Raw genomic sequence first — 16215 nt, forward strand, 5'->3', positions numbered from 1 at the left:
AGGTGAACGCCCAGCTCCAGACATGAGAACGCAGGTTCGCTCATGATCCAGCCCTCTTCGCACGCGTCCGACGTCGTCGCACCCGAAGGCCCCTTTCCGTTGTCCGCCGCGCAGCGCGGCATCTGGTTCGCCCAGCACATCGCCGGCGACACCCCGATCTCCATCGCCCAGTACGTCGAACTGTCCGGTGCGCTCGACCTCCCGATGCTGACCGACGCGGTCCGGCGGACCGGTCGTGAGTTCGGTACCGGCTATCTCCGGCTGGTCGACATCGACGGCGATCCCCAGCAGATCGTCGACCTGACACTCGACGACAGCATCGCCGAATTGGATCTGCGCGACCGGCCCGACCCGGAAGCGGCCGCGCACGCGTGGATGCGCGCCGAGTACACCGCACCGCTGGACGTGATGCGCGACCGATTGGTCCGCATCGCCCTGCTGCGTGTCGCCGCGGATCGCTGGTTCTGGTACGCGCGCATGCACCACATCGTGCTGGACGGGATGGGCGCGCTGGCGCTGGTGCAGCGCGTCGGCGAGCTCTACAACGCCGCCTTCGAGAGTCGTGCGCTGCCGCCGACCAAGGCGGAGCCGCTGCGGAAGATCGTCGACGCGGATCTGGCCTATCGCAGCTCCGATCGTTTCGCGACCGACCGCGAATACTGGCGCGAGCACCTGGCCGCGCTGGCCGACCCGGTGACGCTCGCCGGCCGCGAGGCCGAGGTCGACGCCCACCCCAACCGGGTCTCGGGCGCGCTGCCGACGGAGACCGGCGCCCTGCTGGATTCCGTTGCCGCATCGGTGAATTCGGGTGTCGCCCCGACGGTGGTCGCGGCGTTCGGCGCCTATCTCGCCGCGATGACCGGCGCGCCGGAGGTGGTCCTGAGCCTGCCGGTCTCCGCGCGGACCTCGGCGACTCTGCGTCGTTCGGGCGGCATGCTCGCCAATGTCGTTCCGCTGCGCGTTCGCCTCGATCCCACCACCACCGTCGGCGCGGCGATTCTCGCGGTGCAGAGCGAGCTGACCGGTGCGTTGCGACGCCAGCGGTACCGCCAGGAGGACATCGTCCGCGATCTCGGCTGGGCGATGGACGAGGCGACCTCGTTCGGTCCCGCCGTGAATCTGATGATGGTGGACACCAAGATCGCGCTCGGCCCGGTTGTCGGGCGGCTGCACGTGCTCACGTCCGGCCTGATCGACGACCTGTTCGTCAACCTGTACCCGGGCGTCGGCGGCGAGAGCACCCACATCGACCTGCAGGGCAACGCGAACCTGTACAGCGACGCCGACCTGGCGAGCCATCACGAGCGCTTCCTGCTGTTCCTGCACCGTTTCCTCCTCGCCGGACCGGACGCCCCGCTGTCGACGGTGCCCGTACTCTCGGCTGCCGAGCAGGCGGCGTCGGTGCCCGCGCGTGGCCCGGCCGGAGTCGCGACTCGCACGCTGCCCGAGATCCTCGCCGCGGGCGCGGCGATCGACCCGGACGCGGTGGCGCTGCGCTGGGGCGTCGACGACACACTGAGTTATCGCGAGGTCGACGACTACACGAATCGTCTGGCCCGGCTGCTGATCGCCGCCGGCGCTGGTCCTGAACACGCTGTCGCGCTGTCGATTCCACGATCGGCGGAGTCCGTGCTCGCCACCATCGCGGTGGCCAAGACCGGTGCGCCGTTCGTGCCGATCGATCCGACCTATCCCGATGATCGCATCGAGCACATGATCGACGACAGCGGTGTCGTCACCGGTGTGACTGTCGACGAGGTGCGAAAGTCCTTGCCCGACAAGGTCGACTGGCTGTCGCTCGACGACGGAACGACCGTCGCGGAACTCGCCGCCCAGAATGGCGTGCCGATCACCGATGCCGACCGCACCGCCGCGGTCGTGCCGGATCAGGTCGCCTACATCATCTATACCTCCGGGTCGACCGGCCTGCCCAAAGGTGTGCTGGTCTCGCACCGCGGTCTGGCGAACCTCGCCGCGAGTTCCGGCGCCGGGTTCGGGGTCGGGCCGGACTCCGTTGTCGCCCACGCGGTGTCGCCGAGCTTCGATATATCCGTCGAGGAGATCGTGGTGACCTCGGCCGCCGGCGCCACCCTCGCGGTGGTCCCGCCGTCGGCGTACGCGGGTGAGGACATGGCGAATGTGCTGCGTACGCACCGTGTCACCCATCTCAATGTCACCCCGGCCGTGGTGGGTTCGCTCGATCCGGCGACGCTGCCCGACCTGCGCACGATCGTGGTCGGCGGTGACGCGTGCCCGCCGGAACTGGTGGCGAAGTGGGCCGGACGCGCGCTGATCAACGGATACGGGCCGACCGAAACCACCATCACCACCACCCTGAGCGAACCGCTGGTTCCCGGCGCCCCGGTGACGATCGGCAGCCTGACCGGTGGTGTGTCCGGCCTGGTACTCGACCCGTGGCTGCGCCCCGTACCCGAGGGCACCGTGGGTGAGCTGTACCTCGCGGGCCCCGGTGTCGCGCGCGGCTATCACCGGCGCAGCGGCCTGACCGCGAGCCGGTTCGTCGCGAATCCACACGGACCCGGCGAACGGATGTATCGCACCGGCGATCTGGTGCGCTGGACCGGCACCGAGGGGCGCGTCACCCTGGACTACCAGGGCCGCAGCGACTTCCAGGTGAAGGTGCGCGGCTACCGGATCGAACTCGGTGAGATCGATGCCGCGCTGCAGCGGCTGCCCGAGATCGACTTCGCGATCACCCTCGGTGTCGAGTCGCCGACCGGCGCCACCGCGCTCGTCGCCTATGTCACCGGCGAGCCGGGGGCCGATGTCCGTCCCGAAGCAGTGAAAGCCGCTGTCGGCGAGTCTCTTCCGGCGTATATGGTGCCCGCCGTCGTGATGGTGCTCGACCGGATACCGCTGACCCCGCTCGGCAAGGTCGACCGAAAGGCGTTGCCCGCACCGGATTTCGGCGCTCGCGCGGTCGTGAGCCGCGCTCCCTCCACTCCGCGAGAGGAAGCCCTGGCGGCCCTGTTCGCCGAGGTGCTCGGACTCGACACGGTCGGCGTCGACGACAGCTTCTTCGCTCTCGGTGGCGACAGCATCGTCTCGATCCAGCTGGTCTCGCGAGCGAAGGCCGCCGGCATCTCGTTCAGCGCCCGCGATGTCTTCGAACGCAAAACGGTGGCCGCGCTGGCCGCTGTCGCCGACGACACCGCGGTGCACGTGGTGGACGAGCTGCCCGGCGGCGGGGTCGGTGCGGTGGAGCTCACGCCGATCGTGCACGCGATGGTCGAGCACCCGGGCACCTGGGGGCGCTACGGGCAGGCAGTCCTGATCGGACTGCCCGCCGGTGTCGACCGCCCGAGGCTGGCGGCGGCGGTGCAGGTCCTGCTCGAGCACCACGATCTCCTGCGCTCCTCGCTGCGGCCGACCGCTGGCGGCTGGGAATGGCTTGTGGCCGAGGGGGGTTCGGTCGATGCCGAGAATCTGATCGACGTGGCCCGCGCCGACACCGACGACGCGGTCGAGCGCGCCTTGCAGAACGCCGCGGACCTGCTCGACCCCACTACCGGCGCCGTCGCGCGGTTCGTGTTGATCGAACGCGCCGACGCCGCCCCACTGTGCTGGCTGGTCCTGCACCACCTGGTCACCGACGGTATCTCCTGGCGAATCCTGCTGCCCGACTTGGCCACCGCCGCCTTCGGTGGCGCGCTCGATCCGGTCGGCACCTCCTTTCGCCGCTGGGCGCACAGCCAGCCCGAGAACGCCACGACCCGTCTCGGCGAACTGCCGATCTGGCAACGAATCCTGGCGACGCCCGACCCGTCGTTCGCCCGCGCGAACGATCAGACCGCCACCGGCACGAAGTCACTCTCTTCGGCGGGAACCTCCTCTACGACCACGTCGACGATCGACTCGCCCGCGGCTAGCTCCGATCACGCCACGGCGGAGATCGACTCGGCGCCGGCCACCTCCGATCGCGTGGCGGAGACAGCGACCTTCGACCCGACCCTCGATGTGGTCGCCACGATGGCGCAATGGGAGACGACGGTGCCCTCGGACATCGCACAGCCCGTCCTGCACGTGCTGCCCGAGCAATTCCATTGCGGCGCAGACGATGTGCTGCTCGCAGCTCTCGCTCTCGCGGTGTGCCGGTGGCGTGACCGCACCGGCGCCCTGCTGACGCTGGAAGGCCACGGCCGCGACGAATCGCTGTTGCCCGGCGCCGATGTCGCACGCACGGTCGGCTGGTTCACCAGCGTGTACCCCGTCGCGCTCGACCTGACCGGTATCGATCTCGGCGAGGCCTTCGCCGGTGGACCTGCGGCGGGTTCGGCGATCAAGGCGACCAAGGAACAGTTGCGGTCGATCCCCGATCGCGGTGTCGGCTTCGGCCTGCTCCGCTATCTGAACGACGAGACCGCGGCGGCGCTGGCCGGCGCACCGACACCTCAGCTGAGCTTCAACTATCTCGGCAGGGCGGTGACCGGCGACGATCCCTGGGTACCGCGACGCTTCGCCGCGACCAACGACGACCGGGCCCCACTGGCCGCCGTCGTCGACATCAACGCGGTCCTGACCGACGCCGGACTGGAAGTCACCTGGGCCTACGCGAGCAGGCTGCTCGGCGAAGCCGACGTGCGCGCGTTGGCGGACCTGTGGTCGCAGGCCCTGCGGGCACTGGTCACCCATGCCGGAACCGGCGACGCGGGCGGCCGCACCCCCTCGGATTTCGCGCTCGTCAGCGTCGATCAACCGCAGATCGAGCGCTGGGAGCACGCCTACCCGACGCTCACCGACGTCTGGCCGCTCTCGCCGCTGCAGTACGGCCTGCTCTTCCACGCCCTCTACGACTCCGACACCGCCGACGGCTACACCGTCCAATCCCTGCTCACCCTTGCGGGCACTGTCGACGCCGCCCGGCTGCGCGGCGCGGCGCAGGCGCTCATCGATCGGCACGAGAACCTGCGCGTGGCCTTCGTCGAAACCGACGACGGCCCACGGCAATTGGTCCTTTCCGCCGCCGAGATCCGCTGGCACGAGGTCGATCTCACCGAATTCGACGACGAGCAGCGAGCAGCCGAGCTGGATCGGGTGATCGAGCTCGACGCACTCACCCGCTTCGACCTGACCCGGCCCCCGCTGCTGCGATTCACCCTGATCAGGACCGCCGAGGAGAACTTCCGGCTCGTCATGACCAATCACCATCTCGTGCTCGACGGTTGGTCGACACCGCTGCTGGTTCGCGAACTGCTCACCCTGTACGTCACCGCGGGTGACGCGTCGGTCTTGCCGCCCGCCCGGTCCTACCGCGAGTTCCTGTCCTGGCTCGGCGACCAGGACGCGGAAGCCTCCCTGGCCGCGTGGAAGCAGGCCATGGCCGGGATCGACACGCCCACCCGCGCCGTCCCCACGCTCGCCGGGATCGAGTCGCCCGAGACCGCGATGCTCTCGCAGGACTTGTCCGCCGCCACCGTCGCGACGCTCGAGTCCGCCGCCAGGGCTGCGGGCGCGACCGTGAGCACCCTGGTCCAGGCGGGTTGGTCGCTGCTGCTCGCCATGCTCACCGGCCGCACCGATGTGGTGTTCGGCGCTACGGTGTCCGGCCGTCCGCCGGAGCTGCCCGGTGTCGAGGAGATGGTCGGGCTGTTCATCAACACCGTCCCGGTGCGGGTCACGCTGGATCCGTCGGAGAAGGTGTCCGACCTACTCGCCCGCGTGCAGGCCGAGCAGGCGCGGCTCATGGACCACCAGCACGTCGGCCTCGCCGCCATCCACCGTGCGGTCGGTCTGGCCGAATTGTTCGACACTCTCACCGTTTTCGAGTCCTACCCCATCGATCGCGAGGCGCTGTCGCAGGCACTGGACATCGCGGGCATGCGGGTGCTCGATGTCGAGGGCACCGACGCGACGCCTTACCCGTTGAACCTCATGGTGATTCCGCTGCGCGGCGAGGCCGGCGCCGGCGACGCCCTGCGCGTCACCGTGAAGTTCATGGCAGACCAGCTGGAATCCACCGCGGCACAGTCACTCCTTGACCGCTTCGCCCGGCTGCTCGCCCAGCTGGCCGAGAACCCGCACGCCCTCGTATCACAACTGCACAACTGCAGCGACGCCGAATTGGCCACGCTCGCACCGGTTCACGGCGCGCCCGCCTTGCCGATGCGCACGCTGCCCGAAATCCTCACGGCGGGCGCACGCATCGATCCCGACGCGATCGCGGTCAGCGCGGGCGATCTGCGGATGAGTTACGGCGACCTCGACGCCTGGTCCAATCGATTCGCCCGGGTCCTGCTCCGTCGTGGGATCGGCCCCGAGATCTTCGTCGTGCTCGCGCTCACCCGGTCGCTGGAATCGGTGGTCGCTGTGTGGGCGCTGGCCAAGACCGGGGCGGCCTTCGTCCCGCTCGATCCGAGCTACCCGGTGGAGCGGATCGAGCACATGCTCACCGATTCGAAAGCCCCGATCGGCGTCACCGTGACGGCCACCGGCGAAGACCTGCCCGGGTCCATCGACTGGCTGCTGCTCGACGACCTGAACACCATGCGCCGCGCCATGCTGGTCTCGGACGCGCCGATCACCGACGCCGAACGCGGCGGACCGCTCGACATCGACCACACGGCCTACCTGATCTACACCTCCGGTTCCACCGGCAAACCGAAGGCGGTGCTCCTCAGCCATCGCGGCATCGCGAATCTTGTCGCTGCCCAGCGTGAAACCCTGGCTCTCGATCCGTCCGCGAGCGCGCTGCAGGTCGCCTCGCCCAGCTTCGACGCCTCCGTCTTCGAGATGCTGACCGCGCACGCCGCGGGCGGACGGCTGGTCGTCTCGCCGCCGGAGGTCTACGGCGGCGGTGAACTCGAGACGCTGCTGCGCACCGAGCGGGTCACCCACGCGGTGATCACCCCGTCGGCGCTGGCGACCATGGAGCCCACCGATCTCACCGAGCTGCGGGTGCTGTCGGTGGCCGGCGAGGCGGCCACTCCCGAGCTCATCGAGAAGTGGGCCGCGGGCAGGCGGATGGTGAACCTGTACGGCCCCACCGAGTTCAGCATCTGGGCGACCGGTCCCGCCGAGCTGGTCGCGGGCGAGCCGGTCACCATCGGCGGGCCGATTCGCGGTGCGGCGCTGGTGGTGCTGGACAGCTGGTTGCGTCCGGTGCCGATCGGTATCGCGGGCGAGCTGTATCTGGCCGGGCCCGCGCTGGCGCGTGGCTACTTCAACCGGTTCGAGATGACCGCGAGCCGGTTCGTCGCCAACCCGTTCGGTGGCGCCGGGCAGCGGATGTACCGGACCGGGGACATGGTGCGCTGGGTTGCCGGCGACGAGCTCACGCTGGAATACTTGGGCCGCAGCGACTTCCAGGTCAAGATCCGCGGTCTGCGGATCGAGCTCGGTGAGATCGACGCGGTGCTATCGCGCGCCGAAGGGGTCGACTACGCGGTGACGATCGGACGCGAAGGACCGGCGGGTGCCACCGTGCTCGTGTCCTACGTGCTCCCCGTTCCCGAGGTCGAACTCGACACCGAGCGACTGCGCGCGCAGGTCGCGGCGGAACTGCCGGGGTACATGGTGCCCGCGTATGTCGTTGTCCTGGACGACATCCCACTCACCCCCGTTGGCAAACTGGACCGCAAAGCCCTTCCGATACCAGACTTCTCGGCCGCCCAGCGGTCCTATCTCGCACCGCGCACGCCGATCGAACAGTCCGTGGCCGAAGTGTTCGCCGAGGTGCTCGGCACCGAGCGGGTGAGCGTCGACCAGTCCTTCTTCGAACTCGGCGGCAACTCTCTGAGCGCGACAAAGGTTGTCGCCCGCGTCAATTCGTCGCTCGGGTCCACGATCGCCCTGCGTGACCTGTTCGACGCGCCGAGCGTCGCCCAACTGTCCTCGCGGGTCGTGCCCGCCGCCGAAGGCAGCCCCGGCCGACCCGCGCTGGCCCCACGCCTACGCCCCGACCGCATTCCACTGTCCCCCGCCCAGCAGCGCATGTGGGTACTCAACCAACTCGACCCCGACTCCTCGGCCTACAACATCGCGATCGCCCTGCGCCTCACCGGAATCCTGGATGTGGAGGCCATGCGCCTCGCGCTCGCCGACGTGGTCGAACGCCAGGAAAGCCTGCGCACCCGCTACCCCGCCGACGCCGAGGGCCCACGCCAGGTCATGGTCGGCATCGACAACGCGGTTCCGTCGATGCCGCTGATCGACACCGAAGACGGTGCGCCACTGCGTGATCGGATCAACGAACTGGCAGGCACCGGTTTCGACCTCACCCGCCAGGCCCCACTGCGAGTCGGCCTCTTCCGCCTCAGCGGCAGCCCGTCAGCTGAGCCGGTGCATATTGTCGTCCTCGTTGTGCACCACATCAGCGCCGACGGCGCGTCGATGGCACCGTTGGCGGCCGATCTCGTAGCCGCGTACTCGGCCCGAGTGTCGGGTGGCGCACCCACGCGGCCCCCGCTCGCGGTGCAGTACGCGGACTTCGCGCTGTGGCATCGCGAACTGCTCGGTAGCGCGACGGATTCGGAGTCTGTCGCAGCGCAGCAGATCCAGTATTGGCGCGAAACACTCACGGGTGCACCGGATGCGCTGGAGCTCCCCGCCGACCGTCCCCGGCCCGCGGTGCAGACGATGCGTAGCGACGACGTCGGCTTCGCCGTCGACGAACCGACCCACCGTGCGCTGATCGACTTCGCCGCCGCGAACAACGTCAGCGTCTTCATGGTGGTCCACGCTGCCCTCGCGGTTCTCCTGGCTCGACTCGGCGGTACGGGCGATGTCGTCATCGGAACGCCGATCTCGGGCCGGGGCGAGGCCGCGCTGGACGACCTCGTCGGCATGTTCGTCAACACCCTGGCCCTGCGCACGCCCGTCGACCCCGGCACCGGCTTCCGGCAACTGCTCGCCACCGTCCGCACCACCGACCTCGACGCCTTCGGTCACGCCGACGTGCCGTTCGAACAGCTCGTCACCGCACTCGACCCCACCCGATCGACTGCCCATCACCCGCTGTTCCAGGTGTCGCTGTCGCTCCAGAACTTCATCGAACCGGTCCTCGAACTGCCCGGCTTGCGCTTCGAAGTCGAGGACTTCGACCGCCGATCCTCGGCCTTCGACCTCACCCTCGACCTGCGCGAACGTTTCGACGACACCGGCCCGGCCGGCATCGAAGGCGTCCTGACCTACGCGACGGATCTGTTCGACGCCACCACGGTGACCTCCTTCGCGACCCGATGGCGTCAGGTGCTCACCACTGTCATCGACGATATCGACATCCGCCTCGCCGACATCGACATCCTCGCCGAATCCGAACGCGCACAACTGATCCCGGTCCGCGGGCCCGCCACCACGGGCACCACCACGTTGGCCGAGCTGCTCACCACCTCCGCGACAACCTTCCCCGACCGACCAGCACTGGTCAGCAACGCCGACGCGCGCCTTCGGGGACAACCAGCACCGGCCATCGACGCCACCGCAGCGTCCCCGACCCAGCACGCACCGACGGGCGCACCCCGCCTGGAACAACGCGCGCAGGCATCCGGTACGACCACCTACCGCGCCCTGAACGCCCGGTCCAACCAGCTGGCCAGGCTGTTGATCGAGGCCGGAGCGCAGACGGAATCTGTTGTCGCCCTCGGCCTCCCCCGCTGCGCCGAGCTGCACACCGGCATCTGGGCCGCGGCGAAAGTGGGCGCGGCGTTCCTGCCGGTAGACCCCAAGCATCCGGCGGACCGCATCGGCCACATGCTCTCCGATTCCGGCGCCCGGGTCGGGATCACCCTGGCCGAATACCGGCCGGAACTGTCCGACAGCACCCGCTGGTTGATCCTCGACGACCCCGACTTCGCCACCCGCCTGGCCGCCACCGACGACGCCGACCTCACCGCCGAGGAACTCCCCGACCCGATCAGGCTCGAGAACCCGGCCTGGATGATCTACACCTCCGGCTCCACCGGCACCCCGAAGGGCGTCACCGTCACCCACCGCGGCCTCGCCGACCTGGTCGCCGCCCAGCGCGCCGACCTCGCCCTCGACGAACACGCCCGGGTCATGCAGGTCGCCTCCCCGAGTTTCGACGCGTCGATCTTCGAGGCACTCATGGCGTTCGGCTGCGGCGGCGCCTCGGTGATCGCACCGCCGGACGTCTTCGGCGGCGCGCCGCTCGCGGAACTGATCGCCGCCGAACAGGTCACCCACATGGTGATCACCCCGTCGGCACTGGCCACCATCGATCCCGCTGATGTGTCGAGCCTGCGCGTTCTCGCGGTCGCGGGCGAGGCGGTTGGCCCCGATCTGGTCGCGCGGTGGTGCGGCGGTGCCGGCGCACGCACGATGGTCAACCTGTACGGGCCGACCGAATACACCATCTGGGCAACGGGTTCCGAGCCGTTGTCGGCCACGGAACCGGTGACCATCGGCGCACCTGTCCGTGGCGCGTCCGCACTCGTCCTCGACGACCGCTTGCGCCCGGTGCCAGTCGGTGTCGCGGGCGAGCTGTACCTCGCTGGCACCGCCCTCGCGCGGGGATACCACGCCCGGGCAGGCCTCACGGCGGCCAGATTCGTCGCCAACCCGTTCGAAGGTCCCGGTGAATGCCTGTATCGGACAGGCGATCTGGTGCGGTGGACCCGCACCAGCAGCCCCGCGCCCAATCGGGCCGACCCAGCTCCGTCCGACAACCCTCCCGATTCACACACCGGATTGACACTCGAATACCTCGGCCGCACCGACTTCCAGGTAAAGGTGCGCGGCCAGCGCATCGAGCTCGGTGAGATCGACGCCGTGCTCGGCGCCATCGACGGCATCGATCTCGCTGTGACACTGGGTGTTCCCGGCCCCACCGGTTCCACTGCCCTCGCCGCCTACCTGGTGCGCGTACCCGGCGCCGACCTCGACACAGCGCACATCCGCGCCCTCGCCGCCGACACGCTGCCCGCCTACATGGTGCCCGCCGCGTTCGTCGTGCTCGACGAGATCCCCATCAACGCAGTAGGCAAGCTCGATCGAAACGCACTACCGGAACCGGTGTTCGTCACCGACGACACCCCGTACCGCGCACCGGAAACACCGACCGAACAGGTACTCGCCGAGGTCTACGCCGAACTGCTGGGCCGCGCGCGGGTCGGGATCGACGATTCGTTCTTCGCTCTCGGCGGCGACAGCATCCTCGCCATCCAGCTCGTCACCCAGGCGAAGCTGCGTGGCGTGCACTGCACCCCGCTGCAGGTCTTCGAACACCGCACGGTCGCGGCGCTCGGCGCGGCCGTCGATGCCGCCGAGACGGTCGAGGCACTCGCGGAACTGCCCGGCGGCGGCACCGGCGACCTTCCGCTCACCCCGATCGTCCGGTACATGATCGAACGCGGCGGTGATTTCGACCGGTTCGCCCAAACCGCGGTAGTGGAACTGCCGGTCGGCATCGACCGCGCACAACTGGTCACCACGCTCACCGCCGCGATCGACCGCCACGACATGCTGCGGGCGCGCCTGTGGGCAGCCGATGACGGCTGGCGATTGCGGGTGGCAGACCCCGGTTCGATCGACGTCGACGCCCTCGTGCACCGCACGGCCTTCGATCCCACCGACTCGATCGACCTGCGCGAATACGCGCAGACCGCACTGGACTCCGCGATGAACCGCCTGCACCCCGCCGACGGTGTCGTACTCCAGTTCGTGTGGCTCGATCCGGTCGGCGACGCCGGTGCGCACACCCGGCCCGGCCGCCTGATCATCGTCGCGCACCATCTCGCGATCGACAGCGTGTCGTGGCGAATCCTGGTGCAGGACTTGATCGCCGCCTGGGCCCAGGTCTCGGCGGGCGCCACCCCGACGCTCCCCGACATCGGCACCTCGATGCGGCGCTGGTCGCATGCCATGACCGAGCAGGCCCATTCCGGGCAGCGCCTGGCCGAACTCCCGTACTGGCGACAGGTGGTGAACGGCCCCGACCCACTGCTCGGTCCCCGCCACCTCGACCCCGCCACAGATCAGGCGCGGACGGTCCGCCGCCTCGAGATCGAGGTCGACGAGAACACCACCACCGCCCTGCTCACCACCCTGCCCCGGCTGTTCCACGGCAGCGTCACCGACGCGCTGTTCGCCACCCTGGCACTGGCCTTGGTGCGCTGGCGGGCGCGCCGAGGCGTGGACGAGCGCTCGGCGCTGCTCCGGCTGGAAGGCCATGGCAGACAGGAGGAAGTCGTGCCGGGCGCGGATCTGTCGCGCACCATCGGCTGGTTCACGAACCTGTACCCGGTGCGGCTGGATCTCGCCGACATCGACATCGAGGATGCGCTGGCGGGCGGCCCGGCCATGGGCGCGGCCATCCGCCGGGTCAAGCACGACCTGCTCGAGGTCCCGGACAAGGGCATCGGATTCGGTCTGCTGCGCTACCTGAATACCGAAGCAGCCGAACAACTCCCGTCCCGGCTTCCCGGCCAGATCTGCGTGAACTACCTCGGCCGACACACCTCGGTCGACACTCCCCCCGGCCTCGAAGGCCTCGGCTGGCTCCCCACCGACGCGCTCGGCGATCTCGCGGCTGCCGAGCATCCCGAGGTGCCGATCATGTCGGCGATCGACATCAACGCCATGGTCGCCGACAACCGCCTCCAGGCCGATTTCGGTTACGCGGCACAACTTCTGGACCGTGCGGCGGTCGCCGAACTCGCGGATCTCTGGGCCGGGGCACTCGACGCGGCCGCGCGCTTCGCCGAAACCCCTGCGGCCCAGACCGCTTCGGCCGACGAAGCCGCCGCCATGACAGCGCGCACCGCAGCGGTCGTGGAGCCGGGGCCGACCGGCCTCGGTCTCGACGTGCTGCTACCGATCCGCCCCGACGGTGACCGCCCCGCACTGTTCTGCGTCCACTCCTCCTCCGGAATGTCCTGGAGCTACCTGGGATTCGCCGAACAGCTACGGCCCGGACGCCCGATCTACGGACTTCAGGCGCCTGACCTCAGCGGCCGCGAACCCTCCGCGCGCTCCATCGAGGAGTTCGCGCGACGCTACGTGCGCGAGATCCGCGCGGTGCAGCCCAACGGCCCCTATCACCTGCTCGGCTGGTCCTTCGGCGGACTCATCGCCCAGGCCATGGCGGTCGAGCTGAAGGCCGCGGGCGAGCAGGTCGGCGTCGTAGCACTGCTGGACACCGACACCGCCGACATCGACGGCGACACCATCGAGCGCCTCTCGCCGGGCGCCTTCATCAACACCTTCGGCGCCATCTTCGGCATCGACGACGTCCCCGCCGAATCAACCGCCGAACAAGCGGCCGAGCTCATCACCACCCGACTCGGCGGTGTGGAACTCATCGACGCGGCCACCATCGAGCGCATGGCGGGCTCCTACAACGCCTCCGCCGGCACCAGGACCGGATACCAGCGGCCGGTCTACGACGGCGACGTCGTCTATTTCAGCGCCACGGTCGACCCCGCCGAATGGATGGGACCCGGCGGTTGGCGGCCCTACGTCACCGGCGCCATCACCAACCACGACGTCGACGTCACCCACGACGAGATGACCAATCCCTACGCACTGTCGGTCATCTCGCCACTGCTCGATGACCACTTGGAAGCAGGAGACCGGATATGAGCCTCGAACACACTCTCGTGCAGAGCAATTCGCGCACCGGTGGCGTCATGGTCGAAGGGATCGAGAAGTCCTTCGGCGACGTGCACGCCCTGCGCGGTGTCGATTTCGAGGCCGCCCCCGGTGAGGTGCTCGGCATCCTCGGCCCCAACGGCGCGGGCAAGACGACCATGGTGAACATCCTGTCCACCCTCATCACGCCCGATCGAGGGCGGGCGACGGTCGCCGGTCACGATGTCGTCGCCGACCCCGCCGCGGTGCGCCAGCGCATCATGCTGACCGGACAGTACGCCGCGCTCGACGACATGCTCAGCGGCTACGAGAACCTGGTCATGTTCGGCAGGCTGATGGGCCTGCGCAAACCGGCGGCCCAGGTCAGGGCCAGAGAACTGCTCGGCGAATTCGATCTGGAGAAGGCCGCGAATCGGCGCGTCGGCACCTACTCGGGCGGCATGCGGCGCCGCATCGACATCGCGTGCGGGCTGGTGGTGCGCCCCGATGTCGTCTTCCTCGACGAGCCGACCACCGGCCTCGACCCCCGCAGCAGGCAGGGCGTCTGGGACCTGGTGCGCAGCTTCAAGAGCGCGGGAATCACCACCCTGCTCACCACCCAGTACCTGGAGGAAGCCGACGCGCTCAGCGACCAGATCATCGTGATCGACCACGGCGTGGTGATCGCCTCCGGCACCGCCGACGAGCTGAAACATCGCACCGGTGGCAGCTACTGCGAGATCGTGCCTTTGGATCTGGAAGGGCTGCCTGCCATCGTCAGCGCGCTCGGCTCGCTGCTTCCCGCGGAGAACCTGGCCGCGCTCACTCCCGAATCGGACCGCATCACCATCCCGGCCCCCGACGGCGCCAAGACACTCGCCGAGGCCCTGCGCCGACTCGACAACGCCTCTGTCGAACTCGTCGACATCGCCCTGCGCAGGCCCTCGCTCGACGACGTGTTCCTGCAACTCACCGGTCACCTGGCCTCGACCGAGGCCGAATCGAAGGCCACGGCATGACCGCCATCACCTGGAACACCGCTGCGCGCGCGACACCGGAGACGGTGCAGCAGTGGTGGGTCCTGACCACGCGGCTGATCGTGCCCTCGATCAAATCCGGCGAGTTCCTCGCCTCGGTCTTCGCGCCCGCGGCCTTCACGGCCAGCTTCTACATTCCGCTGAAAACCGTGATGACGTTCTCCGGCAACGGTTTCAGCAGCTACGCCCAGTACATGATGCCGCTGGTGATCTTGCAGGCCGCCGCGTTCACCGCCATCTCGGCGGCGTTCCGCTCGGCCACCGATTCCGTCGCGGGCCTCAACCGCCGCTTCGGTGCGATGCCGCTGCGCCCGCTGGTTCCGGTCGCGGCGCGGATGTCGGCCAACCTGTTCCGTCTGCTGATCTCGCTGGCCGCGGCGATCACCGCGGGCTATGTGATCGGCTTCCGATTCCGGCTCGACGCCGCGCACACCCTCGGCTACCTGGCGTTCTCGCTGCTCATCGGACTCGCGTTCACCCTCGGCGCGGATGTGATCGGCACGCTGTCCAAGAGCCCGGAAGCCACGTCACAGGCACTGGTGTTGCCGCCGTTGATCTTCGGCATGCTCTCGACCGGTCTCGCACCGGCGAGCCAATTCCCGGAGTGGATCCAATGGTTCGTCCGCAATCAACCGGTCTCCCAGTTCGCGATCGTGTTGCGCGCGCTGGCCGGTGACACCACAGGCAACGCCGGGACCGTGACCTGGTCACTGATGGGCCCGTCGCTGCTCTGGCTCGCCGCCATCGTGGCGATCTGCTTGCCGGTGGCCATCCGGCTGAGTTCCAGGAGGGCCTGATGGCAGAGCGACTGGAGACCTCGGCGGTGTCGCTGGTCCGGCACACGCTGATCCAGACCGAGCGGCTGCTGGTGCGCTGGGCCCGCAACCCGATCACGCTGCTGGAGACCCTGCTCATCCCGTGTCTGCTGCTGATCATGCTCGATATCGTGGTGGGCGGTCAGATCGAGAAGTTCACCGGCGACGACGCCCTCTACGGCTCGGTCCCGATGGTCGCCCTCGTCGGCGCGCTGTCCGGCGCCGTCGCGAGCGGTGTGCTGCTCGGCCGTGAACGCGACGCCGGTCTGCTGGCCCGATTCTGGGTGCTGCCCGTGCATCGCGCGTCCGGGATCGTCTCGCGCATCCTCGCCGAGGGCTGCCGCATTCTGCTCGGCACCGTGACGGTGGTGATCGTCGGCTTCCTGCTCGGCTTCCGGTTCCACCACGGCCCCTTGGCCGCGCTCGTATTCCTGCTGGTCCCCGTGGTGTTCGGGCTCGCCTTCGCCACCATCGTCACCGCCGTCGCCGTCTACACCGCGAAGGCCTCCCTGGTCGAGGGCATCACGATCCTCACTTCGCTGATGATGTTCTTCAGCACCGGGTTCGTGCCCCTGGTCGCCTTCCCGACCTGGATTCAGCCGGTGGTGCGCAACCAGCCGATGTCGGTCGCCGTCGACGCCATGCGCGGCCTGTCCGATCAGGGTCCCATCGCGCGGCCGCTGCTGCTCACCCTCGCCTGGTCCGGCGCCGCCGTCCTGCTGTTCGCCGTTCCCGCCGCCATCGGCTTCCGGCGTGCGAGCCGCCGGTAGATCGGCCCGCGGCACTCACACCGGCGGCCACGCAGTACCCTCGTGCGC

Annotated in this window: 4 protein-coding genes; all 4 read left to right on the top strand. The window is 69.2% G+C overall.

The annotated features are described in order from the left end of the window. The first annotated feature begins 42 nt into the window (after positions 1-42). From ACWZHB_RS20775 to ACWZHB_RS20790, 4 genes are read left to right on the top strand one after another with little or no spacing between them, the layout of a single operon-like run. Complete coding sequence (locus ACWZHB_RS20775; protein WP_427903512.1) at positions 43-13557, top strand: amino acid adenylation domain-containing protein; 13515 nt, start codon at positions 43-45, stop codon at positions 13555-13557. Then, positions 13554-14564, top strand: a complete 1011-nt coding sequence (locus ACWZHB_RS20780) for an ATP-binding cassette domain-containing protein (protein WP_427903513.1) — start codon at positions 13554-13556, stop codon at positions 14562-14564. Before ACWZHB_RS20775 ends, ACWZHB_RS20780 begins: the two co-directional genes overlap by 4 nt. Then, positions 14561-15379, top strand: a complete 819-nt coding sequence (locus ACWZHB_RS20785) for an ABC transporter permease (protein WP_427903514.1) — start codon at positions 14561-14563, stop codon at positions 15377-15379. Before ACWZHB_RS20780 ends, ACWZHB_RS20785 begins: the two co-directional genes overlap by 4 nt. Next, entirely contained in the window at positions 15379-16167 is a 789-nt protein-coding gene (locus tag ACWZHB_RS20790) for an ABC transporter permease (RefSeq protein WP_427903515.1), read from the top strand. Before ACWZHB_RS20785 ends, ACWZHB_RS20790 begins: the two co-directional genes overlap by 1 nt. Positions 16168-16215: the final 48 nt, after the last annotated feature.

It is taken from the genome of Nocardia sp. FBN12, assembly GCF_054031145.1.

Excerpts from the sequence above, each read along its gene's own strand:
- ACWZHB_RS20785 (WP_427903514.1), top strand. The coding sequence starts at position 14,561 with ATGACCGCCATCACCTGGAACACCGCTGCGCGCGCGACACCGGAGACG.
- ACWZHB_RS20790 (WP_427903515.1), top strand. The coding sequence starts at position 15,379 with ATGGCAGAGCGACTGGAGACCTCGGCGGTGTCGCTGGTCCGGCACACG.
- ACWZHB_RS20775 (WP_427903512.1), top strand. The coding sequence starts at position 43 with ATGATCCAGCCCTCTTCGCACGCGTCCGACGTCGTCGCACCCGAAGGC.
- ACWZHB_RS20780 (WP_427903513.1), top strand. The coding sequence starts at position 13,554 with ATGAGCCTCGAACACACTCTCGTGCAGAGCAATTCGCGCACCGGTGGC.